19 protein-coding genes are annotated in these 26538 nt (G+C 65.0%); 13 read left to right on the top strand and 6 right to left on the bottom strand.

All coding sequences use genetic code 11. The features are described 5' to 3' along the window. Positions 1–127: 127 nt before the first annotated feature. From PMO31116_RS24215 to PMO31116_RS01390, 3 genes are all read left to right on the top strand, one after another. Positions 128–256: a hypothetical protein gene (locus PMO31116_RS24215; protein WP_023595918.1), complete on the top strand. Its 129-nt coding sequence runs from the start codon at positions 128–130 to the stop codon at positions 254–256. Positions 257–707: 451 nt separating this feature from the next. Beyond that, positions 708–2318 (top strand): methyl-accepting chemotaxis protein, encoded by a 1611-nt coding sequence (locus tag PMO31116_RS24210; RefSeq protein WP_150565121.1) that lies wholly within the window; start codon positions 708–710, stop codon positions 2316–2318. Between the two features lie 79 nt (positions 2319–2397). Further along, positions 2398–2790: a carboxymuconolactone decarboxylase family protein gene (locus tag PMO31116_RS01390; RefSeq protein ID WP_150565120.1), complete on the top strand. Its 393-nt coding sequence runs from the start codon at positions 2398–2400 to the stop codon at positions 2788–2790. 91 nt (positions 2791–2881) lie between these two features. Here PMO31116_RS01390 and PMO31116_RS01385 read toward each other — a convergent pair whose 3' ends face one another. The 4 genes from PMO31116_RS01385 to PMO31116_RS01370 form a co-directional block, all read right to left on the bottom strand. Further along, positions 2882–3811: a hypothetical protein gene (locus PMO31116_RS01385; RefSeq protein WP_150565119.1), complete on the bottom strand. Its 930-nt coding sequence runs from the start codon at positions 3809–3811 to the stop codon at positions 2882–2884. Positions 3812–3997: 186 nt separating this feature from the next. After that, positions 3998–4822: an HpcH/HpaI aldolase/citrate lyase family protein gene (locus tag PMO31116_RS01380; RefSeq protein WP_150565118.1), complete on the bottom strand. Its 825-nt coding sequence runs from the start codon at positions 4820–4822 to the stop codon at positions 3998–4000. Between the two features lie 3 nt (positions 4823–4825). Then, positions 4826–6013 (bottom strand): CaiB/BaiF CoA transferase family protein, encoded by a 1188-nt coding sequence (locus tag PMO31116_RS01375; RefSeq protein ID WP_150565117.1) that lies wholly within the window; start codon positions 6011–6013, stop codon positions 4826–4828. A gap of 65 nt (positions 6014–6078) precedes the next feature. Beyond that, complete coding sequence (locus tag PMO31116_RS01370) at positions 6079–7470, bottom strand: 2-hydroxycarboxylate transporter family protein (protein ID WP_150565116.1); 1392 nt, start codon at positions 7468–7470, stop codon at positions 6079–6081. A gap of 261 nt (positions 7471–7731) precedes the next feature. On the opposite strand from PMO31116_RS01370, the gene PMO31116_RS01365 reads away from it, so the two are divergent. Together PMO31116_RS01365 and epsC are read left to right on the top strand one after the other, a co-directional pair. Then, entirely contained in the window at positions 7732–8736 is a 1005-nt protein-coding gene (locus PMO31116_RS01365) for a LysR substrate-binding domain-containing protein (protein ID WP_023595926.1), read from the top strand. A 130-nt stretch (positions 8737–8866) separates the two neighbouring features. Beyond that, positions 8867–9808, top strand: a complete 942-nt coding sequence (gene epsC, locus PMO31116_RS01360; protein WP_023595927.1) for a serine O-acetyltransferase EpsC — start codon at positions 8867–8869, stop codon at positions 9806–9808. Positions 9809–9814: 6 nt separating this feature from the next. Here the strand turns inward: epsC and PMO31116_RS01355 are convergent, their stop codons facing one another. Continuing rightward, the gene (locus PMO31116_RS01355) at positions 9815–10891 is read right to left on the bottom strand and encodes a MerR family transcriptional regulator (RefSeq protein ID WP_145863788.1); all 1077 of its coding nucleotides are present in this window, start codon (positions 10889–10891) and stop codon (positions 9815–9817) included. 177 nt (positions 10892–11068) lie between these two features. Between PMO31116_RS01355 and PMO31116_RS01350 the strand changes: the two genes are divergently transcribed. After that, positions 11069–13780 (top strand): penicillin acylase family protein, encoded by a 2712-nt coding sequence (locus PMO31116_RS01350; RefSeq protein ID WP_246185094.1) that lies wholly within the window; start codon positions 11069–11071, stop codon positions 13778–13780. A gap of 74 nt (positions 13781–13854) precedes the next feature. Here PMO31116_RS01350 and chrA read toward each other — a convergent pair whose 3' ends face one another. After that, a complete protein-coding gene (gene chrA, locus PMO31116_RS01345) occupies positions 13855–15009 on the bottom strand; it encodes a chromate efflux transporter (protein WP_246185126.1) in 1155 nt (384 codons plus the stop codon). Between the two features lie 355 nt (positions 15010–15364). Here chrA and PMO31116_RS01340 point away from each other — a divergent pair, with 355 nt between their 5' ends. From PMO31116_RS01340 to PMO31116_RS01310, 7 genes are all read left to right on the top strand, one after another. Then, the gene (locus tag PMO31116_RS01340; RefSeq protein ID WP_150565115.1) at positions 15365–17104 is read left to right on the top strand and encodes an ATP-binding cassette domain-containing protein; all 1740 of its coding nucleotides are present in this window, start codon (positions 15365–15367) and stop codon (positions 17102–17104) included. A 500-nt stretch (positions 17105–17604) separates the two neighbouring features. After that, on the top strand, positions 17605–21366 hold the full coding sequence (locus tag PMO31116_RS01335; RefSeq protein WP_150565114.1) for a nitrate reductase subunit alpha: 3762 nt from the start codon (positions 17605–17607) through the stop codon (positions 21364–21366). Further along, the gene (narH, locus tag PMO31116_RS01330) at positions 21363–22889 is read left to right on the top strand and encodes a nitrate reductase subunit beta (RefSeq protein ID WP_150565113.1); all 1527 of its coding nucleotides are present in this window, start codon (positions 21363–21365) and stop codon (positions 22887–22889) included. Before PMO31116_RS01335 ends, narH begins: the two co-directional genes overlap by 4 nt. 1 nt (position 22890) lies before the next feature. Then, positions 22891–23613, top strand: coding sequence for a nitrate reductase molybdenum cofactor assembly chaperone (gene narJ, locus PMO31116_RS01325; RefSeq protein ID WP_150565112.1), 723 nt, complete (start codon positions 22891–22893; stop codon positions 23611–23613). A gap of 24 nt (positions 23614–23637) precedes the next feature. Next, positions 23638–24321, top strand: a complete 684-nt coding sequence (gene narI / locus PMO31116_RS01320) for a respiratory nitrate reductase subunit gamma (protein WP_150565111.1) — start codon at positions 23638–23640, stop codon at positions 24319–24321. 42 nt (positions 24322–24363) lie between these two features. Further along, on the top strand, positions 24364–25170 hold the full coding sequence (locus PMO31116_RS01315; protein ID WP_150565110.1) for a peptidylprolyl isomerase: 807 nt from the start codon (positions 24364–24366) through the stop codon (positions 25168–25170). Between the two features lie 10 nt (positions 25171–25180). Then, positions 25181–26449, top strand: coding sequence for an MFS transporter (locus PMO31116_RS01310; RefSeq protein ID WP_150565109.1), 1269 nt, complete (start codon positions 25181–25183; stop codon positions 26447–26449). The last annotated feature ends 89 nt before the right edge of the window (positions 26450–26538 follow it).

Raw genomic sequence — 26538 nt, 5'->3', positions numbered from 1 at the left:
TGGCGCGTTGCGTCGAGGCGCGGGCAGAAGCATCCGCGTTGCTCAACAAGAAGCCGGGTACCAGGCCTTCGGCGCGTCCAAGGCACGGTAACCCGGGGTTATTCAGCTTATTTGTATCGAGGTCGATATGTTGGCGCGTTTCGTGGCGTTTTTCCTGGTGGTCGGTTCGCTGCTGTCCCTGGCAGGTTGCAATACCGTCGACGGCGTGGGGCAGGATATTTCGGGCGCCGCGCGCACCGTCAAGCGCGCCCTGTAATGGCGTCATCGGCCGGGCGGCACGGCTGCCCGGCATTGCACTTCACGCCCGCGCCAGGGCGTCGTTGATCAAGTCCCTTCCCGGAGCGTTGTCCGTGCCCACGCAGGGCGTGCGAGGTGACACCTCCTCCGGTGCCGACGAACCGGCACCCCGACGTGCCCGGCGCCGCAACGCGTGCCGTGAACACGGCGATAGCCGGGTTGGCTGTTGTCGTGGCATAGCTCCGCGAGTCCCTGAGCTCCGACGGGTTTCCCGCTGCGGTTCGCTCCCAAAACGCCGATTCGACCGTTGTCGATAGCGCGCATCCCTGATCCGTTGTCTCAAGTTTTTCCATTTCAGGCCGTTGGAGGCGATAACGCCACGGTGCGCAGGCAGTGTTCATGCCGCGTCCGATGGCCGGTGACTGCCGGGTGTCGGTGGTGATGCTCGGGAACGAAAGGTGGAAGCGCAAATGTTGAAGCATTGGACGATTCGTTGGCGGCTGCGTATAGCCGTAGCTGGCCTCGCCGGGCTGGTATTGATCATCGGGGGGCTCGCGCTGCTTGGACTGCGCGACACGGTGGCCAGTTTGCGCGAGGTTCACGAGAGTGAACTGGCCAGTACCCGTTTGCTGGGAGAGTCCGAAATCCACATCGGACGCGCCCGTGCCGTGGTGCTTCGCGCGCCGCAGGCACCGAGCGCCGATATCAAGGCGGAGGACATCAGGAAGGGCACCGAGTATTGGGGCAAGTCGGAGCAGGCCTGGCAGTCGTATCTCTCGCTGCCTGCCGATCCGGAGGCGCAGCGCATGGCCGCCCAGGTGACAAGCGCGCGACAGGCGCTCAAGGACGCATTCGTGCTGCTTCAGGGCAGCATTTCATCGGGCGACGCCGATGCCTATTACCCTCAGGCCGCGGTGCTCGGCAAGCGCTACACCGCCTACGTCAATGCGAACGATGCCCTCAAGAAGTTCTACGATGGCCGCGCGAAGGCGAACTTCGAGTCGGCTGTCACGACCTATGACCGGTTGGTCGCGATGACGCTCGGCGCGATCGCGTTCGCCGTGGTCGCGGCAGTGCTCACGGCGCGCTCGCTCGATCGCGCGATTACGCAGCCGCTGGACGACGTGCTGGGCCATTTCCAGGAAATCGCCGACGGGAATCTGCAACGCAGCGTTCGTGTGACGTCGTCCGACGAAATGGGACGGCTGCTGCAGGCGCTCGCCAACATGAAGTCGCAGCTGAGCGAGACGGTGGCCAAGGTGCGCAGGAGCGGCGAGGCGATCGCGGCAAGCGCGGCGCAGATCGCGGCCGGGAATCTGGACCTGTCCGCGCGCACCGAACAGCAGGCGGCATCGCTCGAACAGACGGCTGCCAGCATGGAGGAGCTCACGAGCACCGTGCGGCAGAACATGGAGCATGCCCGTCAGGCGAATCAACTGGCACGCCAGGCAAGCGACCAGACCGGTGCGGGCGACGCGGCGATGTCTGAAGTCACCGACACGATGCGCGCCATCGATGCCGGATCGGCGCGAATTCGGGACATCATCGCGCTGATCGACGGCATTGCATTCCAGACCAACATTCTGGCGCTCAATGCCGCCGTGGAAGCGGCGCGTGCGGGGGAGCAGGGGCGTGGCTTCGCCGTGGTGGCGGGCGAGGTTCGTACGTTGGCGCAACGTTCTGCCAGCGCGGCACGTGACATCAAGTCGTTGATCGAGTCGTCGGCGGAACGCTCCGCGGCGGGTAGCCGGATCGTGGGCGAGGCCGGTGCGGCGATGCAGGAGATTGCCACGAGCGTGCGTCGGGTCACCGATATCATGGCCGAGATTTCGGCAGCTTCGGAAGAGCAGACGGCGGGCATCGATCAGGTGGCGCAGGCGGTCACGCAGATGGACGAGGTCACGCAGCAGAACGCGGCACTGGTCGAGCAGGCATCGGCGGCCGCCCAGTCGCTTGCGGAGCAGGCCGAATCGCTCAAGGCGGCGGTGGCCGTGTTCCGGTTGGCCGGTCAGGTGCACGATACGGAAGGCATCGAGGCCTCCGGCGCCTCCCGGACCCGTCTGCACGCGGTCCGCGCCTGATCCGGAGGCGGCGCTCGTCGGTGAAAGCCTGTAACCTACGGCTTCCCATCCATGAACGCCCGTGCGGCGAAGTCCATCCATGAGCCAGCAAACGCCTGTTGAGTACGCCAGCGCGCCCCCTGAAGTCAAGGCGGTTTTCGACGACATCAAGACCACGCGCGGTGTACCCGACGTGAACAACTTCTGGAAGTACCTCGCGCAGCATCCCGCAACCCTCGAGCGTACGTGGGAAAGTCTGAAGGACGTGATGGCGCAGGGCGCGCTGGATCCTCTGGTCAAGGAACTGATCTACATCGCCGTGAGCGTTACCAACAATTGTGGCTACTGTGTTGCCAGTCATACCGCAGGTGCGCGCCGCGCGGGCATGACCGACGAGATGTTCGGCGAACTGCTCGCCGTTGTCGGCATGGCCAACGAGACCAACCGCCTGGCCGTGGGTTACCGGGTGCCGATCGATCCTGCGTTCGAATAGGCGGGGTATCCGGAGACCATTGCGCGAACGTCCGACAGCGCCGGCAGGCGGCATGGATTGCGCCATGCCGGTCGCCGGTTGTTCCCGTGGCTCATTCCGCCCAGACCCAGCATTCGTTGCGATTCTTGTCGTACTGCACGTCATGCCCCTGGTACTCGGTTGCGCATGCCGTACCGCGAAAGCGGACCTCCGAGCGCGAATGCGCCAACATCCAGCTCTCTTCCTTTTCCCCCGCGCCAATGTCTGCCGCGCGATCGGTGGGCTTGCATCCCTTTCCCTCACACCAATGCGCCTGGACGCTTTGGCCGCAGGTATTGACGATGTTGTACCAGTACATGTCCTTCACGTCGTGATCGAGCCTGACGTCGTTCACCCTCAGGCAGTTCGGATACTGCGTGAGCACCAGGCGCTTCTTGCCGCTGCCATTGTCGCGTTCGGCGATCGACCGCGATACGATCGCGTCGAACTTTGATTTGTGGTCCGTCGCGATGGTTTGCGGACTCCAACCCAACGCTCGGAGGCTGGCCGTGAGGGCTTCGGACAGACAGTGGTCGGCCAGTTCGTCATTTGTTTGGACAAGCTCCGCGCGCACCGCTCGCGCGTTGTTCGAGCTGATAATCCGATACTCCTTCTCCCAGTAGGCTCGCGCGGCAATGGCGCTCTGTTCGGGGGTGAAATTCGGATTGGTACGGGAAATCGAATTGCGCAGCGAGTCTTCGCAGTTGTACCCGTTACTGGTGACGAGTGCCTCGGGCTGCGCCGCGACGGGCGTTTGATAGGTCGGCTCCGGACGTTGAGGCGCCGGTGCCTCGTACGAAGTGTCCGATGGCGTGGCGGTATTTTTCTGGCTGGACAACGCGTTGAGCGTGTTGATCAGGATCTGCGCATTGACGTTGTTGCTGTTGGCGCTCACGCCGGTCCTGCCAGGGCTTTGCGTGGGCGATGGACGTGCGGTGGCACTCGTAGCCAGGCCGCCGGCCGCGAGATCGGCCGACGATACGGCGAGTGCAATGGCAAACATGGCCGTTGCGGCGAACCTTGGTGACGTGAACATCACACCTCCCGTTGGATGTTGTTATTTCGACGCTGCGACCCCGCACGCATCGGTCGGCAGCATTACATCACGGGCGCGGCCGGCTTCCATCCATCAAATGAGGGATTCCGCTCCAGCAGATGTGGCCCATTCGGGCGGCACGTCGTCGGTTCGCTAGCGACTGGCGAGAATTTCACGGGCCTTGGCGATGACCGGAGCGTCGATCATCTTGCCATCGAGCGCCGCGGCGGCACCACCGCTCGCCCGGGCGGCGGCCATCACACGCTCGGCCCACGCGTATTCGTCGTCGCGCCATGCGAACGCGGCATGAATCGCCGGCACCTGCCGCGGATGGATGCACAGCTTGCCGCGAAATCCGAGAGCGCGAGCGCGGCGCGCGTCCGCTTCGATTTCCGGGGCGGCGTCCAGCGCGGTGCTAACGCCGTCGACGGGGGCGTCGATCCCCGAGAGGCGCGACGCGAGCGTCAGTTGCGAGCGGAAGAAAAGCAATTCGTCGCCATCGCCCTCGATCCCGATGTCCAGCTGAAAGTCGATGGTGCCGAACATCAGGCAGCGCACGCGCGGTGCGCGGGCGATCTCGTCGAGCGATGCGAATGCCTGCGCCGTTTCGATCAGCGGTACCAGCTGCAGGGTGGGCGATGCCCCTTGAGCCGCTCGGGCGAGGGTGGCCGCGGTCTCCGCCTTCGGCACGACCAGGCCTTCGAGCGTATCGAGGCCGTTCAGGGCGACAACATCGTCGTCAAACCAGGGCGTGGACGCCGCATTGATGCGGACGTACGTCGGCACGCTCGCGTCACGCCCGGGGTCCGCCAGCCATCGGCAAACCGCCGCGCGTGCCTCGGTCTTGTCGACGGGGGGCACGGCGTCTTCGAGGTCGAGGATGATCGCGTGAGCGCCACTGGCGCGCGCCTTCTCGAAGCGCTCGGGGCGGTTGCCGGGAACGAAAAGCCAGCTGCGAATGACGGGGCGGTTCGCCATGGCTTACACCGCCTTCGCTGCACGCAGCGCTTCGATCTGTGAAGTCGTCCGACCGAGCTCAGCCAGGATGGCGTCGGTGTGTTGGCCGAGCGCGGGAATCGGATCCATGCGCGGGGCGAAGTCCGGGCCGGCGCTCGGCATGCCCGGGGGAATGGGCGCCCTGATCGTGCCGCCGGGCGTGTGCACGTTGGCCCAGCGCCCGCGCGCAGCGAGTTGTGCGTGTTGCCACACGTCGTGCATGTCGTTCAGATTGGCGTTCGCAATGCCCACGGCGTCGAGTCGGCTCACCAGTTGAGGGGCGTCGAGCTGTATGAAGACCTCGCGAATGATGGCGCGCAGGGCGTCGCGGTTCTCAAGGCGCCGAGGGTTCGACGAGAAGCGCGGATCATCGGCCAGCGCCGGGCGCTCGAGCACGCGTTCGCAGAATGTTTTCCACTCCCGCTCGTTCTGCAGCCCGAGCATGACGGTCTTGCCGTCGCCCGTTTCGAACGGACCATAGGGAAAAATCGTGGCATGCGCCGCGCCGGCACGGGGCGGCGGCGGCTGATCGTCCACTGCATAGTAAAGGGGAAAGCCCATCCACTCGACCATGCATTCGAGCATGGAGATGTCGATGCGGCTGCCGCGACACGTCTTGCCACGGGCAATGAGCGCCGACAGGATGTTCGTGTAGGCATACATGCCGGCGGCGATGTCGGCGATGGAGCAGCCAGCCTTGGCAGACGCCTCCGGCGAGCCTGTCACGGACAGGAAGCCCGACTCGCTCTGGATGAGCAGGTCATAGGCCTTTTTGTCGCGGTAGGGCCCGTCCGGCCCGTAGCCGGAAATGCCACAGACGATGATTTGCGGATAGCGGGCCGACAGCGCGTCGTAGCTCAGACCGAGCCGATCCGCCGCGCCGGGGGCGAGGTTCTGCACGAGCACGTCGGCGTCGGCGAGCAGATCGTGCAGAACCGATTGCGCGGCATCCTGCTTCAGGTCCAGCGTCAGGCTTTCCTTCGAACGGTTGGTCCACACGAAGTGCGACGACATGCCGTTCACGCGCGTGTCATAGGCGCGGGCGAAGTCGCCGACGCCGGGGCGCTCGATCTTGATCACACGTGCGCCGAGGTCGGCCAACTGGCGGGTGCAGAACGGCGCCGCGATGGCGTGTTCGAGTGCGATGACCTTGATGCCGTCCAAGGGCCTCATGAAAGAAATCTCCGAATTGCGTAGGCGCGGATTGCGCGCGTGGTAACGAGGGGAATGCGTTCTTGTCAGACGATCTTCGTCAGGACGATCAGGGCCAGCGTGATCGTGATGGCGCCACCGATGCGGGTCGCGATTTGCGCGAACGGCATCAGCCGCATGCGGTTGGCCGCCGTGAGAATGGCCACGTCGCCGGTGCCGCCCATGCCGCTGTGCGTGCCCACGACAATGGCGGCGTCGATCGGGTACATGTTCATGCGCCGTGCCACGACGAAGGCGGTTGCCATGAGCGTCACGACTGTCGCGACGATGGTCACCAGCGTGGGCACGTTGAACGAGTCCACGACCTTCTGCCAGGGCGTGATCACGACGCCGATGGCGAACAACAGCGGATAGGTCACGGCGGTGGCGAAGAACTTGTAGACGACGCCCGCGCCAGCTTCGAGCTTCGGCGAGAAGACGAAGCCGATCTTGGCGGCGACGGCAAGCACCAGCATCATCACCGGGCCGGGCAGGCCGAGCGTGTTCTGCGCGAGCATGCCGACGAAGTAAAGGCATACGGCAATCATGCCGGCGGCGGCGATGTCGGTGGCATCGACCGGTGCGCCGGGCTTCGCATGGGGGTGGTGCGGGTCGTGCGCCCCGATGTCATCGTCGCCCGATCGCATGAGCTGGCCGTTGCCGGTCAACGCGGGATAGCGTTTGCCGATCGCGTTGAGCACGCCCGAGAAGACGATGGCGCACACGTTGCCCAGCATGACGGCCGGCAGCGCCTGGGCGAGCAGATCGCCGGGGCTTTGGTGCATGACTTCCGAGTAGCCGAGGGTCAGGGGGATCACGCCCTCGCCCAGACCGCCTGACATCACCGGAATCACGACGAAGAACACCGTGTGGAAGAGCCCCATCCCCAGCAGCGTGCCTACCGCGGTGCCCACAATGCCGGCGAGGACAGAGCCCACCGCGAGCGGCACGAAAATCCGCAGGAAGCCGTCGATCAGGACCTTGCGGTCCATGCTCAGGATACTGCCGACGATGATGCCCGGAATGAACAGGTACAGGAAGTTGCTCTGCTTCCAGAAGCTGACGATGGGGGCGACCATCGACGGCGGCAAGGCATGCGTGAAGACGAGGTAGGAGGGCAGGAATGTCACCAGGATGACCGGCCCCCCAATGCTTCGAAACACGGGAATGCGCTGGCCGATCTCCATGCAGGTAAAGCTGCACACGGCGAGTAGCGCAATGATGGGCGAGAGTTCGGCCGAGAGCTTGCCGGTGGTGAGTACCGTGATGATGATCGCCGCGATCAGCACCAGATGCACTGGCAGCGGCACGATGCCCACGCGCATGTCCATGAGCCGCCACCAGGCGTCGCGCAGCGGGTGATGCGCGCGCGACGTGGGCGTGTTTGCGTCAACTCCCGCGCTGCCGCGCGCGGTCGTGGCAGAAAGACCGTCTCGCATTCTGTTGTCTCCGTGTAGGGATTCGAATTGATTTGATGACGCGACTATAGGCCCGCACCCGTCGGGGGAGGAAATATGGATTTTGGATGTGGGTATAGGATGAAACTATCGCTTCTTGGCGGATTCGATTCCCGATAGGCGGGAATCGCCCATGTGGGCGGATCGATCCGCGAAATGCCCGAGTTTTGCTGGTGGCGATATAGGGGTACGCTATGGCTTTCCGAAATTGGAGCGCGTCGCCAATCGGCGGCGCGGGTCGTCATGGACGTGAGGCAGCTTCGAAATTTTGTCGCGATCGTCGACAGTGGAAGCGTATCGAAGGCCGCGGATCGCCTGCACATCGCGCAGCCGTCGTTGAGTGCGCAACTGCGCGGGCTGGAGGAGGAGCTGCAGACGCAATTGCTTTTGCGCAGTGCCCAGGGCGTCACACCGACCGAGGCGGGCAAGGCGTTGTATCGACATGCGCGCGTGGTGATGCGTCAGATGGAGCAGATTCGCCAGGAAGTGCGTGAAGGCGGTGGCAGCGAATCGGGGCCGGTGGCGGTGGGATTCCCGACGACGATTGCCGCGATTCTGGCGGTGCCGTTGTTCACGCGGGTACGCGAACAGTATCCGGGTATCCGGCTCCAGATTTTCGAGAGCATGAGCGGTTACATCGGCGAATTGCTCGCGAACGGACGTCTCGATCTGGCCATGCTGTTTCGCGACTCGGAGACGCGCGGCATTTCGGTGATGCCGTTGTTCGACGAAGCGCTGTATGTGCTGGGCGGGCATCGCGTTTGCCCGGCGATCTACGAGGGCGACCCGCAGCGCCCATGTGCGTTGTCCGCGCTGGCCAACGTGCCGATCGTGGCGCCGAGCGGCACGAACGGTCTTCGCTTGCTCATCGAACGAAGCTTCGCACAGGCCGACGTGGAGTTGAACATCGTGGCCGACATCGACTCGTTGCCGACGCTCATCGACATCGCGCGTTCGGGCGATGCCTGCTCGATCCTGCCGGCGTCGGCGCTTGCGTCGCGCGATCCGGCGTTGCGCCCGCCGTCCCGGCGAATCGTCTCGCCGCCGTTGCAACGCCCGGCCAGCGTGTGCTGGTCGAACTCACTTCCCGTGGGGTCCGCCACACTGGCCGTGCGTCAGTGCATCGCCGACCTGATCCGCGAACTCCAGGCCGACGGACACTGGACCGGGATTGCGCTCCGGCCGGCAGAGCGCCACGTCGCCACCGGCATGGCGTCGGACCCGCCCGCATCGGGGCGCGCCCGATAACCACGTCGCGACTGATGGCTTGGAAACCCGCTATCCTTCTGGCAACGGCGCGATTTGCGTCCCCCCCTTAGTTCGCCATGTCCGGTCACGACGTCGTTATCCGGGCATTCGCTTTTCAGGAGTTCGTTCAGTGGCTGCGTTCGACATCGACGATATCGTGACTTCCCTGCATTCGGCGCGTTTGCGTTGGCGCGACGGCCAGCGGCGCCTGCTGGAATCGGGGGGACGCGACCTGCCTTCGCGCGAGCGCCTTGCCGGCATCGTCGTGCAGCTCAAGGGCGTGCTGTTTCCCATGCGCCTCGGGCCGCTGGATCTGCATCAGCAGGGCGAAAACTATTACGTCGGCCACACGCTCACCAGCGCGCTGAACGGCCTGGCCGAGCAGGCGCGTCTCGAATGGCGCTACAAGTCGCGTCACGACACCGCCATTACCACCGACCTGATCGAAGCGCGCACGCATTCGGCGATCCAGCAATTCGCCGCCAAACTCCCGGAAATTCGGGAATTGCTCGACGCCGACGTGCTGGCCGCCTATCAAGGCGACCCGGCCGCCGGCAGCGTGGACGAAGTGCTGATCTGCTACCCCGGCATTCACGCGATGATTCACCACCGGATCGCGCACGAGCTTTACCGGCTCGAACTGCCGCTGCTCGCCCGCATCATCGCCGAGCAGGCGCACTCCGACACCGGTATCGACATTCATCCCGGCGCCCGGATCGGTGCGGGCTTCTTCATCGATCACGGCACGGGTGTCGTGATTGGCGAGACGGCCATCCTCGGACAGCGCGTTCGGGTGTATCAGGCCGTCACGCTGGGCGCCAAGCGCTTTCCGGCCGACGACGAGGGCAACCCGCGCAAGGGGCTGCCGCGCCACCCGATCGTCGAGGACAACGTCGTCATTTACGCCGGCGCGACGATTCTCGGACGCGTCACCATCGGTCAGGGGTCGGTCATTGGCGGTAACGTCTGGCTGACGCAGGACGTGCCGCCGTACAGCAACATCACGCAGGCGCGATCGCGCACCGAAGCCGGTTCGCCGCCGGTGTCCGGGTGCGACAACGACGCCGCCTGATGCGCACTATGCCGTGTCAGCCCGCAGGGGCTCGCTCGAGTCGCCGCGTCGTGGCGTGAGGGACGACGGTGGCGCAACGGCCACCCGCTCGCGCACGTCGGGCGATGCCAGACACGTTGCCACCGCTTCGAATCCCGGCGCCCCCGGATACGGCGCGACACGCACCGGCACGCTGTGATTGGCGGGGCACAGCAAGATGGCTTCGTGCGGCCCGACGGCCGTCAGATCCAGAATGGCGGACGAGCGCGTCATGATGAACAGGGGATGGCCGCGCGTCGCGCGGGCTTGTTGGCGCAAGTAGCGGATCAACGCTTCCTGAGTCGCTTGCGTCAGGTTCTGCTCGATCATGTCGATGACCAGCGCTCCGTTGCGCTCGGCCGTGAGCGAGGCGAGAAGCACGGTCAATGCGTCTGACGCGTGGGCGCCTTCGTCGCGGAGCCACGCCATCGCGCGATCGACCCTGTCCTGCCAGGCGGTGTCCTGCGACAGTGCGCCAAGGAGGGTGGCGCGGCATTCGCTCAGGCGGTCGAGCCCGAGAAAGATGCCGTTCGGCAATGCCTGTGCAAGGTGTATCGCGAGCCGGGTCTTGCCACTGCCAAGCGATCCGATCAGGTAGTTCAGCGCTCGAATGTCCTGCATTTCGAACCATTCGCCGCCCCATGGCCACGGTAACGCAAATGCCACGCTCGGCGCGGCTCGCTCGATGAGATGCCCCAATTCGCCGGCGGCCGGCATCTTGCCCGCCGCAAGTCCGGCGCGCAGGGTGCGCACGCGTTCGAGCCGCTGGAGTCGCTCCCGAATGTCCCGATCCAGCGCGTTTTCATGTGCCGAGAGCGCGCATGCGAGTGTCTGCGGATCGCCGCCAAGCACACGCGCCGCGTCGGCGAGACTCAGCCCAAGCGCGCGCAAGGCGACAACCTCGGACGCACGTGCCATCGCGTCGACCCCGTAGATGCGATAGCCGGCCGGTGTCCGTCCGGGCGTGACGAGACGATGCTGCTCGTATAGTCGGAGCGCCTTGGTAGAGACGCCCAACCTTCGTGCGGCTTCGGACGCTGTCAATGGCCGAGAGGGTGTCTTCATCGATGACCTCATGGTGTGAGCCAGGTTGACGCCATCGTCAGGCCGGCCCCGGGGGACAGGTCAACCGCGAACCACCTTAGCGAACATATCAACGTCTGTCGAATTAATTAACCGACCGGTCGGTTTTGTCATGTTAGGCTGTCAGCGCTTCCCTCGATAACAATTACGGAGACGTTGATGACTTTGATTTCTCGTTGGCCCGACGCGGTGAACTCGACCGGCATGCCTACCGTGAACAAGCGGGTCCTGGCCGGCGTGGCCGCCTCGCTGGTGAGCGCGACGCTGGTCATGCCGGTGACGGGCATGGCAGCAACCGGGCGAGATGCCGCCGGCACGACGGCGTCGTCGCCAGCGACGCAAAAGACGCCCGGTCGCGTGGAGGTGACGATCAAGCGCGACGAGTTTGGCGTACCCCACATCTACGCATCGACGACCTACGCGCTGTTTTACGGTTACGGTTACGCGATCGCCCAGGACCGCCTGTTCCAGATGGAAATGGCGCGACGCAGCACGCAGGGCACCGTGGCCGAAGTGCTCGGCGAGAAGTTCGTCGACTTCGACAAGTCGATTCGCGGAAATTACTGGCCGGCGTCCATTCGCCGCCAACTGGCCGACCTGCCGCAGCGGGAGCGCGACATTCTTGATGGCTACGCCGCGGGGATGAACGCGTGGATCGCGCAGATTCGCGCGCAACCCGACAAGCGCATGCCCAAACAATTCAACGATTACGGGTTCCAGCCGTCGAACTGGGACGCGTTTGATGTGGCGATGGTTTTCGTCGGCACCATGGCCAATCGGTTTTCGGACGCGACGAGCGAGATCGACAATCTCGCGCTGGTCACCGCGCTCAAGGACAAGTACGGCGCCGACAAGGGCATGGCCCTGTTCAACGAACTGAAGTGGATCAGCAATCCCGATGCCCCCTCTACGGTGCCGGCATCCGAGGGCGTGTATCCGGTGAAGGTCGGCCCGGAAAGCGGCGCGCCCATGCAGCCGCTTGCCCGCTATGATGGTCCGGCGCCGATGTTCGCGCGTCTGGCGCGCGGCAGCGACGGCGCCTTGCTGCATCAGGACGCGCAGACCAATGCCGCGACCATGCTGGCGCAATTTGCCGACGCCGGGCAGCCAGGTCTGGCAGGCTTTCCGACCACGAGCAACATGTGGATCGTCGGCAAGGCGAAGGCGCGCGACGCGCGCGCCATCATGCTCAACGGCCCGCAGTTCGGATGGTTCGCCCCCGCGTACACCTATGGCATCGGCCTGCACGGCGCGGGCTTCGATCTTGTCGGCAACACGCCGTTCGGATACCCCTGCATCCTGTTCGGCCATAACGGCAAGATCTCGTGGGGCTCGACGGCGGGCTTCGGCGACGACATCGACATCTACGCGGAAAAACTCGATCCGGCCAATCCCAACCGCTATTTCCACAACGGTCGATGGCACGACATGGAAAAGCGTGTGGAGATCATTCGCGTGAAGGGTGGGGCACCCGTGGTGCAGGAGGTCTATCGCACGGTACACGGCATCGTCATGCAGCGCGACGCCAGGCGCCCGGTGGCCTACGCCAAGGCGCGCGCCTGGGACGGCCTGGAGGTTCAGTCGCTGCTTGCCTGGACGCATCAGGCGCAGGCGCACGACTGGAAGTCCTGGACGGCGCAGGCGGCGCGTCATGCCCTGACGATCAACTGGTACTACGCCGACGTGGCGGGCAACATCGGTTACGTTCACACTGGCGCCTATCCGGCTCGCCGGCCGGGGCACGATCCGCGTTTGCCAGTGCCTGGCACGGGCGAGTGGGACTGGAAGGGATTGTTGCCATTCTCGACGAATCCCAAGGTCTACAACCCCAAACAGGGCTGGATCGCCAACTGGAACAATTCGCCGCAGAAGGGCTACCCGGCGAGCGATCTGTTCGCCTTCCTCTGGGGCGGGGCCGATCGCGTGGTCGAGATCGACTCGCGCATCGAGGCGCACGACAAGCTCGGCGTCGACGACATGTGGCAGATCCTGAAAGATACGAGCTCGGTCGATGTCAATCGGCGTCACTTCCTGCCGTTCATCGAACGCGCCACCGCAGGGCTGCCGGCAAGCGATGCACGACGCCAGCTCGCCTTGAAACTGTCCGAATGGAATGGCCTGAGCCTCGACCCGAAGCACACCGGCCACTACGACACGGCTGGCCCGGCCATCATGGATGCCTGGCTGAGTGCCATGCTCAAGCGCACGCTCGGACAGGTGGTGCCCGCGCCTTATGACAAGTGGTTCCTCGCGAGCGGTTACGCGGCGCCGCAAGACGGGCCGACCGGATCGCTCAACATCGGCAACGGTAGCAAGGTGCTTTACGAAGCGCTGCTCGGCGAGCACGCCGGCGTGCCGCAGACGTTCGACATCTTCGGCGGCCAACGTCGCGACGACGTGGTGCTGGCGGCGCTCGACGACACGGTCGCCGCGCTCAGGGCGAGGCTTGGCCCCGACATGTCGGCCTGGCGCGCGCCGACCGTGCCGCTTACGTTTCGCGCCAACAACTTCTTCGGTGTGCCGCAGGCCAATGCCGACGAAGCCGTGCGCACGCCTGTCTACATGAATCGCGGCACCGAGAATGATTTGATCGTGTTCGGTCCGACTGGGGGGAAACAAGGGGGGCAGGGCAAGTCCGGGAAGGGCGCCGGGGCCGTGACCGGGAGCGACGTGCTGGCGTACGATGTGGTCGCGCCGGGACAAAGTGGCTTCGTCGCGCCGGACGGCACACGCTCTCCCCACTACGCCGATCAGTTGGAGATGTACACGACGTTCGGGCGCAAGCCACTGTGGCACGACGCCGGTGACGTGAACCGGGCGGCCACGTCCGTCGAGCGCTTGTACATCGAGCGAGGGGCTTACGCGCAATGACCGGGCGCGGCGGCGGCAAGGGCGCCGCCGCGATCCTGCAGCGTTCGGCAGTCCACGACGGGCAAGCTGGCCCGTCAGGCAAGCCCCGTCGCGCCCGCCAGCGCGCACATCGCCACCACGGCGAGCGGCGGGGCTTTCCACCGGACCAGCAGAGCGAACGCGACCGCCGCCACGGCGAAATCGGCGGCGCCATGCACGGCGCTCGTCCATACGGGCGAGTACAACGCCGAAGCCAGAATCCCGACCACCGCGGCATTCACGCCCGCGAGCATCGCGGCCGTCGACGCGCGCTGCCGCAATGCCTGCCAATGCGGCAGCGCGGCAACGACGAGCAACAGCCCGGGCAGGAAGATCGCCATCGTCGCGAGCGTGGCACCCAGCACGGAATGCGCGGGGCCGCCCGAGAGCCAGCCGAGATAGGCGGCAAACGTGAACAGTGGCCCGGGAACGGCCTGCGCCGCACCGTAACCCGCGAGAAAGTCGTTCGGCGACACCCATCCCGTGGTCACCGTCTGCGCCTGGAGCAGCGGCAACACGACGTGCCCGCCCCCGAACACCAGCGCCCCGGAACGGTAAAACCCGTCGAAGATCGCGAGCATGCGTCCGCCCACGAACTGTTGCAGGGCCGGCAGCCCGGCCAGCAGGGCGCAGAAAAGCAGGAGCGCGCCAGCGCCGCTCGCTCGCGAGATGCGAAATTCGATCGTGGCGGGCAATGGCAATGGCGCGGTCAGCTCGCGCGAGCGTAGCAACCAGAGCCCCAGCAACGCCCCGAGGCCGATGACCATCAGTTGCGCGTAGACCGTTGTCGTCAGGGCGAGCAGGACGAGGGCGGCCAGGGCGATGCCCGCCCGGCGCGTGTCGGGGCAGAGGCGTCGCGCCATATCCCAGACCGCTTGTGCCACGACGGCCACGGCGACGAGTTTGAGTCCGTGCAACACGCCGTTGCCGATGGGCCCGCCGAGATGCGGCGCCACGATCGCGAACGCGAGCAGCAGCACTACCGACGGCAGCGTGAATCCGCACCAGGCCGCGACGCCGCCCAGCCAGCCCGCACGCAGCAATCCGATGGAGAAGCCGACCTGGCTGCTCGCCGGTCCCGGCAGGAACTGGCACAGGCCCACCAGATCGCCAAACGCGGTATCGTCCAGCCAGCGGCGTCGCTCCACGAATTCACGGCGGAAGTAGCCGATGTGTGCGACCGGCCCGCCAAAGCTCGTCAGGCCGAGCATGAGGAATACGCGCAACACCTCCCAGGCGTGGCGCGTCTTTGCCGCCGGATCGCCGGCAATGGTTTCGATTTTCGATTTCAAGGGGGCGACGCGTATTCCGCAGAAGACGAAATTCCGTAAGCATAGCCGTTGTGCAGTGACGCGAGCGTGAAGTCCCGCCGTTATCCGTTGCCGGCGCGTATATGATTCGTCGCGGTTCTCGGGCAGGACGCCTGAACCGTTTTCCCCTATATTGGTCCCTCCCGCGCCCAATCCCTTGCGCGATGGTGCGCGCGAAGCCCGGCCACGCGCCGCCGCGTGGCGGTGCGCGAGGAGGGCGTCAGGACGGCAAGACAACCCGAGGAGCGATGAACGCATGACGGCGTCTGAATCCCCCGCGCGCGCGCGAGCCATCGGGCTCGGCACTGCAGCGAGCGACCTTTACCGCGCGTTGTGGCGCCATGCGCAAGGCGTAAGAATTCACCTGTTGGGCGCCGCCGGCCTGCTGTCGCTCGCCCAGTTGTTGCGGCTTACGATGCCGTGGCTCGCGGCGCAGGCCATCAATGCGCTTCAGCAGGGCAACATGTCGACGGCGGGTCGTTGGATCGGCTATCTCGTCGGCATCTATCTGCTGTCGTGGCTGTTGCACGGCCCCGGGCGGATTCTCGAGCGCAACGTGGGCGTACGTGTGCGCGTGCGGCTCGCGGATCAGCTGTATGCGCGCATTGCCGCCGCACCGCTGGCGTGGCGCGACGGCCGCCACTCCGGCGAGCTTCAGCATCGTGTGGTGCAGGCAAGCCGCGCGTTGTCCGACTTCGCGCAGAACCAGTTCGGCTATCTGCAAAGCGCACTCAACTTCGTCGGGCCGCTGGTCGCGCTGGCTTTGCTCTCGCGCACGAGCGGTGTGATTGCAGTAACCGGCTATGTGGTCATCGCCGTCATCATTCTTCGATTCGACCGCGTGCTGATGCAGCTCGCCCGGGCGGAGAACGACGCCGAGCGACGATATGCCGCCGCGCTGCTCGACTTCGTCGGAAACGCGGGTACCGTGATTGGCCTGCGTCTGCAGGCGGCATCGCGCAAGGTGCTCGGGCGCCGCATGGAGGCGGTCATGGCGCCGCTGCGGCGTACCGTCACGGTCAACGAGGGCAAGTGGTTCGCCGTCGACATCCTCGGCATGGGGCTGACCTGGATTCTCGTGATCGTCTACGTGCTGCAATCGCGTGAACCGGGGCAGGCCGTCATGCTCGGTACCGTGTTCATGATCTACCAGTACGCCCAACAGGCCGCGACGGTCGTCGGGGCAATGGCGTCGAACTTCCAGAGCTTCGCGCGCATGCATACCGACTACGGCAGCGCCGAACCGATCTGGGATGCGCCGGGCGATCCGGACGCCGCGGTGCTCGCCGTCACGCCGGACTCGCCATGGGACACGCTGTCGCTTCGCGGCGTGACGTGGCGATACACCGACGACGCGCGCGGAGGACTGCGCGACGTCGACCTGACATTGCGGCGCGGCGCACGCGTTGCCCTTATCGGCCCCAGCGGCGGTGGAAAGAGCACCTTGCTGCGCACGCTGGCGGGCCTGTATCTCCCCCAGCACGGCACGCTGATGCGCGACGGCAAGGCGATCGACTTCGCGGCGTTGCGCACGCTGGCCACCCTGATTCCGCAGGAGGCGGAGGTGTTCGAGGCGAGCGTTGAAGAAAACCTCACGTTCGGCGAGGCGGCCGATGCGAAGTCACTGCACGACGCCGTGCACGCCGGTGCTTTCGACGAGGTGCTCGCCGGCTTGCCGGACGGCCTCGCGAGCGCACTCAACGAGCGCGGCGGCAACCTCTCCGGCGGACAGCGGCAGCGGCTCGCGCTGGCGCGCGGCGCGCTGGCTGCGCAAGGCAGTTCGCTGCTGCTGCTCGACGAGCCGACCAGTGCCCTCGATCCCGCGGCCGAGGCCCGTGTGTTCGAGCGCATGTATGAGGCGTTTCCGAGCGCATGTATCGTGGCCTCGGTACACCGGCCGAGCCTTCTGTCGCGCTTCGACACCATCGTGGTGATGGAGAGCGGGCGCGTCGTGGACGCCGGTCCCCGCGACGATGTGTTGTCGCGCCGCACATAGCACCGTAACCCGTTGCCGCATGTGGCGATGTCCGCAAACACGAAATTTCACGTCAGAAAAATACCGACGCCTTCAATTCAACGCTCGTATCGATCCGACGCATCGTGCGCAACAGGCATCGTCGTAGTTGCACACGAATGCGTTGTGACTTTACGGATATAGCGGTGCGAAATTGAAGACGGTGCGGCAGATGCCCATGGGTGTGACGAGGCTCTCACGCCATGTCGCAACACCTCCGAAAGCCAGGCGGGGCGGGGCTTCGCATACATAGCACTACGTGAAATATCGAAACATGTTGAGCAAGCGCAAACCTTCGGTTAGACGCGCTTTACATGACATTGGCGAAAGGCAATAATCGCTCCGTAATCGAAGACCCGACTGCGCAGTCGTTACCATAAAGTCAGCGGGAACCGCCCCCCGGAATATTGGAAACGTTGGCGTTCCTGCTTTCGCTCGCCCGCCGGTGCCCGTGTGTACCGGCCCAAAGCCAGGGAAACGCCATGAGTCACTTCGTTGACCGTCTTCGTTTTTTCACTTCGTCGCGACCGCAGTTCTCCGAGGGGCACGGCGCCACGACAGACGAAGACCGACGTTGGGAGGACGCTTATCGTCAACGTTGGCAATTCGACAAGATCGTGCGCTCCACGCACGGCGTGAATTGCACCGGGTCCTGCTCCTGGAAGGTGTATGTCAAAGGGGGCATCGTCACCTGGGAAACCCAGCAGACCGACTACCCCCGCACCCGTCCCGACATGCCGAACCACGAGCCGCGCGGCTGCTCGCGCGGCGCGTCGTACTCGTGGTACCTCTACAGTGCCAACCGGCTCAAGTATCCGCTCGTTCGCAGCGCGCTCGTGTCGCGCTGGCGCGAAGCGCGCAAGTCGCTCGCACCGGTCGACGCGTGGGCATCGATCGTCCAGGACGACACCGCACGCCGCGCTTATCAGACGCGTCGTGGCCTGGGCGGCTTCGTGCGCGCCTCCTGGGACGAAGTCAACGAGATCGTGGCGGCGGCGAACGTCTACACGGTCAAGCGTTACGGCCCCGATCGCATCACCGGCTTCTCGCCGATTCCCGCCATGTCGATGGTGTCCTACGCCGCCGGCGCGCGCTATCTCTCGCTCATCGGTGGCGTGTGCCTGAGCTTTTACGACTGGTATTGCGATTTGCCTCCGGCCTCGCCGCAAACCTGGGGCGAGCAGACCGACGTGCCCGAGTCGGCCGATTGGTACAACTCGACATTCATCGTGATGTGGGGCTCCAACGTGCCGCAAACGCGCACGCCCGACGCTCACTTCATGACGGAAGTGCGCTACAAGGGCACGAAGATCGTGTCGATATTTCCGGACTACGCGGAAGGGGCGAAGTTCGGCGACCTGTGGCTTCACCCGAAGCAGGGGACCGACGCCGCACTGGCCCTCGCGATGGGGCACGTGATCCTCAACGAATTCCACCTGGCCGGCAAGAGCGATTACTTCATCGACTACTGCCGCCGCTTCACCGACATGCCGTGCCTGGTGCGCATGGTGCCGCATGGCGACGGTTACGTGCCCGAGCGCCAGTTGCGCGCGGCGGACTTCGACGGCGCGCTGGGCCAGCCACACAACGCCGACTGGAAGACAGTGGTGATCGACGACCTGAGCGGCGATTTCGTGGCGCCGGTCGGGTCGATCGGCTATCGTTGGTCGCAGGGCGACGCGCCGAATCAGGGCAAGTGGAACCTGCGCGAGGAGGGCCCGGACGGCCAGGCCATCAAGCCCCGGCTGTCGCTGGTCGAGGGCCACGATGAGGTCGTGCCCGTGCTGTTTCCGTACTTCGGCAATCAACCGCAGGCGCACTTTACCTGCACGTCGCACGCGTCGACGCAGCGTCGCAATGTGGGCGTGCGTCGCGTGAAGACGAACGATGGGGAGGTGCTCGTCGCCACCGTCTACGATCTGTTCATCGCCAACTACGGTCTCGACCAGGGGTTGGGGGGCGAGCACATTGCGCACACCTACGACGACGATGTGCCGTACACCCCGGCGTGGCAGGAAGCGATTACCGGTGTGAAGCGCGAGGACGTGATTTCCGTGGCCCGCCAGTTCGCCGAGAACGCACACAAGACGCAAGGCAAGTCGATGGTCATCATTGGCGCCGGGATCAACCATTGGTTCCACATGGACATGTCGTACCGCGCCATCATCAACATGCTGGTGATGTGCGGATGCATCGGCAAGTCGGGCGGGGGCTGGTCGCATTACGTGGGGCAGGAGAAGCTGCGTCCGCAAACCGGCTGGACGCCGCTCGCATTCGGTCTGGACTGGCACCGCCCGCCGCGCCAGATGAACGCGACGTCGTACTTTTACTCCCATACGGATCAGTGGCGCTATGACAACAGCGACCCGTCCGGGCTGCTCTCGCCGCTGGCCGACAAGACGCCGTTCCACGGCCGGCCCATCGACTACAACGTGCGCGCCGAGCGCATGGGGTGGTTGCCCACCGCACCGCAGTTGCAGACCAATCCGCTCGACGTGGGCCGCTCGCTCCCCGATCCGGCGAACGCCGCTCAGCAGGTGGCCAACGCGCTCAAGGACGGGTCGCTACGCATGTCGTGTACCGATCCCGATCATCCGGACAACTTCCCACGAAACCTGTTCGTATGGCGCTCGAACCTGCTGGGCTCATCGGGCAAGGGGCACGAGTACTTCCTGAAGCATTTGCTGGGCACCACGCATGGCGTGCAGGGCGAGGACATCGGCAAGCAGCACGCTGCGCGCCCCGAGGAAGTGAAATGGCGCGACGAGGCGCCCAAGGGCAAGCTCGACCTGCTCGTGACACTGGACTTCCGGATGTCGACGACCTGCATGTACTCCGACATCGTGCTGCCGACCGCCACGTGGTACGAGAAGGACGATCTGAATACGTCCGACATGCATCCGTTCATTCATCCGCTGTCGGCAGCCGTCGACCCTGCGTGGCAGGCGCGTAGCGACTGGGACATTTTCAAGGGCATCGCCAGGCGCTTCTCCGAACTGTGCGAAGGTCACCTCGGGGATGAGACCGACGTGGTGCTCACGCCGATCGCCCACGACGCCCCCGGCGAGCTGGCGCAACCTTACGACGTGAAGGACTGGGGTGCTGGGCAATGCGAGCCGGTGCCGGGCAAGACCGCTCAGGGCGTGGTGGTCGTCAAGCGCGACTACCCGAACACCTACAGGAAGTTCACCTCGCTCGGGCCGCTGATGGACAAGATCGGCAACGGCGGCAAGGGGATCAGCTGGCAGACCCACGACGAGGTCGACCTGTTGGGACAACTCAACTACAAGGTGGACGAGCCAGGGGTGTCGCAGGGTCGTCCGCGCATCGATTCGGCGCTCGACGCGGCCGAGGTCATTCTCACGCTGGCTCCGGAGACCAACGGGGAGGTCGCGGTGCGCGCGTGGCAGGCGCTGTCCAAGGCGACCGGCCTGCCGCACGATCACCTGGCGCAGGCGCGCGCCGACGAGAAGATCCGGTTCCGGGACATCCAGGCACAGCCGCGCAAGATCATCTCGTCTCCGACGTGGAGCGGGATCGAGTCGGAACACGTCTCGTACAACGCCGGCTACGTCAACGTGCACGAACTCGTGCCTTGGCGCACGCTCAGCGGACGCCAGCAGCTGTATCAGGACCATCCGTGGATGCGGGCGTTCGGCGAGTCGCTGTGCGTCTACAAGCCGCCGATCGATACCGGCAGTTATGCGCACATGCTCAACCAGCGTGGCAACGGCAACCGGGAGAAAGTGCTCAACTTCCTCACACCGCACCAGAAGTGGGGCATTCACAGCACCTACACCGACAATCTGTTGATGCTGACCATGTCGCGCGGTGGTCCGATCGTGTGGATGTCCGAGGACGACGCGCGCGATCTCGACATCGTCGACAACGACTGGATCGAATGTTTCAACGCGAACGGCGCGCTGTGTGCCCGCGCGGTGGTCAGCCAGCGTATCCCGAGCGGGGCGGTGATGATGTACCACGCCCAGGAGAAGATCGTGAACACACCGGGCTCGGAAATCACTGGCACGCGTGGCGGGATTCACAACTCGGTAACCCGCATCAGCGTCAAGCCGACGCACATGATTGGCGGCTACGCCCAGCTTTCGTATGGATTCAACTACTACGGCACCGTCGGCTCGAACCGCGACGAGTTCCTGGTAGTGCGCAAGATGAGTCGTATCGACTGGCTCGACGATACCGCCGACCAGGTGCTTGTGCCCCCGACCGGAGAACGCCAATGAAAGTTCGCGCACAGATTGCGATGGTGCTGAATCTGGACAAGTGCATCGGCTGTCACACCTGTTCGATCACGTGCAAGAACGTGTGGACCAGCCGCGAAGGCATGGAGTACGCGTGGTTCAACAACGTGGAGACCAAACCCGGTATCGGCTATCCCAAGGACTGGGAGAACCAGAAGCGCTGGCGCGGGGGCTGGACGCGCAAGGCCAACGGCAAGCTCGAACCGCTGCAGGGCGGCAAGCTGAAGTTGCTGGCGAGCATTTTCGCCAACCCGCACTTGCCGGAAATCGACGACTACTACGAGCCGTTCACGTACGACTACGCGCACCTGCAAACCGCCTCCGACGCGAAGGCCATGCCGGTCGCCCGGCCGCGCTCGCTGGTAACCGGCGAGCGCATGGAAAAGATCGAGTGGGGGCCGAACTGGGAGGAGATTCTTGGCGGGGAGTTCGCCAAGCGCTCTCAGGACTACAACTTCGAGGCTGTGCAGAAGGACATCTACGGGCAGTTCGAGAACACCTTCATGATGTACTTGCCACGCCTGTGCGAGCACTGCCTGAACCCGGCGTGCGTCGCGTCGTGCCCATCGGGCTCGATTTACAAGCGAGAGGAAGACGGCATCGTGCTCGTCGACCAGGACAAGTGCCGGGGTTGGCGCATGTGCGTCTCCGGCTGCCCGTACAAGAAGATTTATTACAACTGGCACAGTGGCAAGGCGGAGAAGTGCATCTTCTGCTACCCGCGCATCGAGGCGGGGCAGCCGACCGTGTGTTCGGAGACCTGCGTCGGCCGGATTCGCTATCTCGGCGTGTTGCTTTACGACGCGGACCGGATCAGCGAGGCCGCGGGCGTTGCCGACGAGAAGGATCTCTACGCGGCGCAGTTGTCGGTCTTCCTCGACCCGAACGATCCGGCCGTCATTGCACAGGCGCGGCTCGACGGCGTGCCGGAAGCGTGGATCGAGGGCGCGAAGGCCTCGCCGGTGTACAAGATGGCGGTCGACTGGCGCATCGCATTCCCGCTGCATCCGGAATATCGCACGCTGCCCATGGTCTGGTACGTCCCGCCGCTCTCGCCGATCAACGCGGCCGCCAACAGCGGCGATCTGGGCATGAACGGCTCACTGCCCGACGTCGGGTCGCTGCGCATTCCGCTGCGTTACCTCGCCAACCTGCTGACGGCCGGCGATGAAGCGCCGGTCAAGCTCGCGCTGGAGCGGCTGCTCGCCATGCGGGCGTTCATGCGTGCCCGCCATGTCGATGGCGTGCAGGCCGACGACGTCCTTCGCCAGGCGGCGCTGAGCGTGGCGCAGGTCGAGTCGATGTACCGGTATCTCGCGATTGCCAACTACGAAGACCGGTTCGTCATTCCGACAGCACATCGAGAGTATGCGGAAAACGCGTTCGAGCTGCACTCGGAGTGCGGCTTCTCGTTCGGCAACGGCTGCTCGCCCGGAAACGACACGGGCAATCTCTTCAACCCGGTCAAGAAGCAACAGCGGACCATCCCGATCCAGGAGATTTGACATGTCCGCATCCGACATCACACCGGGCGTGCCGTGCCGGTTGCTGGGCGCGCTGCTGCATTACCCGGCCGACGAGGTGAGCGAGGCGCTTTCCGAGATCGAACACACGCTGCTCGGCGCAGCCCGTATCGATGGCGCCGCACGCCGGGATCTGACGGGCTTTTTCGCCTATTGGCGCGAGCGCGACCTGCTTACGCTGCAGGAGAACTACGTGGCGCAGTTCGACCGGGGGCGTGCGACATCGCTTTACCTGTTCGAGCACGTCTACGGCGAGTCGCGCGACCGGGGGCAGGCGATGGTGGACCTCATGCAGACGTACGAGCGCAGCGGCATCTATCTTGCGCCCGGCGAGCTGCCCGACTATCTGCCGGCGTTTCTCGAGTATGTGTCGGTGTTGCCGGCATCCGAAGCCGCGGTGCGGTTGAAGGACATCGAACATTTGTTGCAGGCGATCGACGCCGGGCTTGCCAGGCAGGGCTCGCCGTACGCGGCGATCACGCGGGCGCTGCTGTGCCTCGCGGGGGCGTCGATGCAGCGCGAGACGCAGGCGTCCCCCGCCCACGTGGACGATGCCGCGCTGATTCCCCAGGCGAAGGACTACGAGGCCATCGATGCCAGCTACCAGGACGCCCCGGTGCGCTTCATGGGCGCGGGGCATCCCGGAACCCAGGGCAACACGGTTGGCGAGCCGATCCAGTTCTACGCGCGCCGTCCCGGGCGCTGAGTCCGGAAAGCAAGGAGTGTGACCATGCAAGCTTTCGTTCATCAGTTCGTCTTCGGCATCTATCCGTACATCTGTCTGACGGTGCTGCTCGTGGGCAGTCTGATTCGCTTCGACCGCGAGCAGTACTCGTGGAAGAGCGACTCGTCGCAGTTGCTCAAGCACGGCATGCTGCGTCTGGGCAGCAACATGTTCCACTGGGGCATTCTGGTGGTCGTGGCCGGACACTTCGTCGGTTTCCTCGCGCCGCACTGGCTGGTTTCGCCTTTCCTGACCGCCTCGCGGCACCAGTTGCTGGCGATGGTCGGTGGCGGCGCGGCGGGCGTTGTGGCGATCATCGGCCTGACGATCCTCATCCTGCGGCGCATCGGCACGCCGCGTGTGCGGGCCACGAGCCGCACCTGGGACATCGTGATCGTGTTCATGCTCTGGTTCCAGCTTGCCCTCGGGCTGGGCACGGTGCTGCTTTCGATGCGGCACATGGACGGCGCCATGTTCGAGCAACTGACCGATTACGTGAAGGGCATCGTCACGTTCCAGCCGGGCGTTGCCGCGCTGCTCGACGGCGTGCCGCTGACCTATCGGGCGCATATCGCGCTTGGCTTCACCATTTTCCTGGTATCGCCATTCACGCGCATGGTCCATATCTGGAGCGGCCTGGCGTCGGTCGTGTATCTCATTCGTCCTTACCAATTGGTGCGCAAGCGCTGAGCGCGCCATTCGCGACACGTCATCACACCAGGAGCGCTTACCATGCAAACTGTGACGGCAGACGCCCGCGCGCCGCTGCGCGTGAACGGCGTCGAGATACCTCCGCTGGCCATCGACGAGGCCATGGCCGAGCTCGCCGATGCGTCACCGGCTGCGGGGGAAGATTTGCCATCCGGGGTCGAGCAGACCGCTCGCTACGCGCTCGCCATTCGCGAACTGCTGCGTCAGCGCGCGCTCGAGCTGGGCCTGACGTTCGACCCCGGGCTGCCCGATGCCATGGCCGATGCGGTCTTCGCCAAGGATGTCGTGACGCCGGTGGCGAGCGTCGAGGAATCGCGCCGTTACTACGACCAGCACCCGGAGCGTTTCACGAGCGGCGAACTCGTCCATGCCAGCCACATCCTGTTCGGCGTGACGGGGCGTGCGCCGCTCGCGCTGGTGCGCGCCAAGGCGGAAGAGACCCTGAACGACATACTGAAGGCGCCCGATCGGTTCGAGGCCATGGCGCGCGAACGTTCGAACTGTCCGTCGGCACAGGTCGGCGGCAGCCTCGGACAGCTCGAGCGCGACAGCGTCGTTCCCGAGTTTGCGCAAGCCATCTTCGGCACGAACGAGACGGGCGTATTGCCGCGTCTGATCAAAACGCGCTTCGGATTTCACCTGGTGCGCATCGATCATCGCGTGCCCGGCACGCAGATTCCGTTCGAGGCGGTGCAGGACGACATCGCCACGATGCTCACGGAGCAGGTGCGACTGCGCGCGACGCGGCAGTACGTGATGCTGCTTGCCTCGCAGGCCGAGCTCGAAGGCGTGACGTTTGCGCCGGCCGACGGGCCGCTGGTCCAATAAAGGAGACCGCATGGACACCGCACGCGTTGCCGCTGCACCCACGCTCACCGAGGGCTCGCCGGCGCCGGGGGCACGCGCCTACTCGGTGCTGTTCGCCAGCACGCTGGCGTTTCTCGTGTGCTTCGTGGTCTGGATGATGTTCGGGGTGTTGGGCATCCAACTGCGCGAAGACCTCGGGCTCAACAGCACGGAGTTCGGCCTGCTCACGGCGACCCCCGTGCTCACGGGCGCCGTGATGCGTCTGCCGCTTGGCATCTGGACCGATCGTTTCGGCGGGCGCATCGTGATGACCGTGCTGCTCGTCGCATGCGCGATTCCGGTATTCATTGTGAGCTATGCCACGCAGTTGTGGCAGTTCCTCGTCATCGGGCTGTTCCTGGGGTGTGTCGGGGCGTCGTTCGCGGTGGGCACGCCCTATGTCGCCCGGTTCTTCCCGCCGGCCCGGCGTGGCTTCGCAATGGGCTTCTTCGGCGCCGGTACCGTGGGTGCCGCCGTCAATCTGTTCATCACGCCGAGTCTGCAGGCGGCCTACGGCTGGCGCATGGTGCCGCGCATCTACGCGCTCGCGCTGATCGTGACCGCGGTGATCTTCTGGCTGGCATCCGCCCCCGATCCGGGCGCAGGGAAGAAGGGGGGCTCGATTCTCGCGTCGTTCAAGGTGTTGGGGAACGTGCGCGTCTGGCGGCTGTGCCAATACTATTCGATCACCTTCGGCGGCTTCACCGCGCTCTCGCTGTGGATTCCGCAGTACCTGAAGGCCGAATACGGCATGACGGTGGTGATGGCCGCCGCCGTGGCAGCGGGTTTCTCGCTGCCCGGGTCGGTGTTGCGCGCCGTGGGCGGGGTGCTTGCCGACAAGTTCGGCGCACACGCCGTGACCTGGTGGTGCCTGTGGGTCGCGTGGATCTGCCTGTTCCTGTTGTCGTATCCGAAAACCGACTTCGTCATTTATACGATCGATGGGCCGCAGACTTTCCACATCAGTGTGACGGTCGTGGCATTCGTGCTGCTCGCGTTCGTTCTCGGCGCCGTGTTCGCATTCGGCATGGCCTCGACATTCAAGTACGTCGCCGACGAGTTTCCCGAGAACCTCGGCGTGGTGACCGGCATCGTCGGTCTGGCGGGCGGTCTCGGCGGTTTCCTGCTGCCGATCATGTTCGGCGCGCTGCTCGATATTCTCAAGATCCGGTCGAGCTGCTTCATGCTGATGTACGGCATTGTCTGGGTGTCGCTGATCGTGATTTATCTGTCGGAAGTGCGCCGTGCCCGGGTGATGTGATACGTCGCGCGGGGCTAGCGGGTTGCCGGGCGGGCGGCAAAGAAAATCTTTGCGCAAGCCCTCCGGGCAGGCTATCGTGACGCTGGAGG

Origin of the sequence: Pandoraea morbifera (assembly GCF_902459575.1) — a bacterium.
GTDB classification, from domain to species: domain Bacteria; phylum Pseudomonadota; class Gammaproteobacteria; order Burkholderiales; family Burkholderiaceae; genus Pandoraea; species Pandoraea morbifera.
The sequence above is the reverse complement of the archived record's forward strand: the minus strand, read 5'-3'. Positions and strand labels throughout refer to the sequence as shown.

Coding starts and splice junctions, on each gene's coding strand:
- PMO31116_RS01355 (WP_145863788.1), bottom strand. CDS start 10,891: ATGAAGACACCCTCTCGGCCATTGACAGCGTCCGAAGCCGCACGAAGG.
- narJ (WP_150565112.1), top strand. CDS start 22,891: ATGTCCGCATCCGACATCACACCGGGCGTGCCGTGCCGGTTGCTGGGC.
- PMO31116_RS01385 (WP_150565119.1), bottom strand. CDS start 3,811: ATGTTTGCCATTGCACTCGCCGTATCGTCGGCCGATCTCGCGGCCGGC.
- PMO31116_RS01310 (WP_150565109.1), top strand. CDS start 25,181: ATGGACACCGCACGCGTTGCCGCTGCACCCACGCTCACCGAGGGCTCG.
- PMO31116_RS01380 (WP_150565118.1), bottom strand. CDS start 4,822: ATGGCGAACCGCCCCGTCATTCGCAGCTGGCTTTTCGTTCCCGGCAAC.
- PMO31116_RS01365 (WP_023595926.1), top strand. CDS start 7,732: ATGGACGTGAGGCAGCTTCGAAATTTTGTCGCGATCGTCGACAGTGGA.
- PMO31116_RS01350 (WP_246185094.1), top strand. CDS start 11,069: ATGACTTTGATTTCTCGTTGGCCCGACGCGGTGAACTCGACCGGCATG.
- PMO31116_RS01390 (WP_150565120.1), top strand. CDS start 2,398: ATGAGCCAGCAAACGCCTGTTGAGTACGCCAGCGCGCCCCCTGAAGTC.
- narI (WP_150565111.1), top strand. CDS start 23,638: ATGCAAGCTTTCGTTCATCAGTTCGTCTTCGGCATCTATCCGTACATC.
- PMO31116_RS01370 (WP_150565116.1), bottom strand. CDS start 7,470: ATGCGAGACGGTCTTTCTGCCACGACCGCGCGCGGCAGCGCGGGAGTT.
- PMO31116_RS24215 (WP_023595918.1), top strand. CDS start 128: ATGTTGGCGCGTTTCGTGGCGTTTTTCCTGGTGGTCGGTTCGCTGCTG.
- PMO31116_RS01315 (WP_150565110.1), top strand. CDS start 24,364: ATGCAAACTGTGACGGCAGACGCCCGCGCGCCGCTGCGCGTGAACGGC.
- PMO31116_RS01335 (WP_150565114.1), top strand. CDS start 17,605: ATGAGTCACTTCGTTGACCGTCTTCGTTTTTTCACTTCGTCGCGACCG.
- PMO31116_RS01375 (WP_150565117.1), bottom strand. CDS start 6,013: ATGAGGCCCTTGGACGGCATCAAGGTCATCGCACTCGAACACGCCATC.
- narH (WP_150565113.1), top strand. CDS start 21,363: ATGAAAGTTCGCGCACAGATTGCGATGGTGCTGAATCTGGACAAGTGC.
- PMO31116_RS01340 (WP_150565115.1), top strand. CDS start 15,365: ATGACGGCGTCTGAATCCCCCGCGCGCGCGCGAGCCATCGGGCTCGGC.
- chrA (WP_246185126.1), bottom strand. CDS start 15,009: ATGCTCGGCCTGACGAGCTTTGGCGGGCCGGTCGCACACATCGGCTAC.
- PMO31116_RS24210 (WP_150565121.1), top strand. CDS start 708: ATGTTGAAGCATTGGACGATTCGTTGGCGGCTGCGTATAGCCGTAGCT.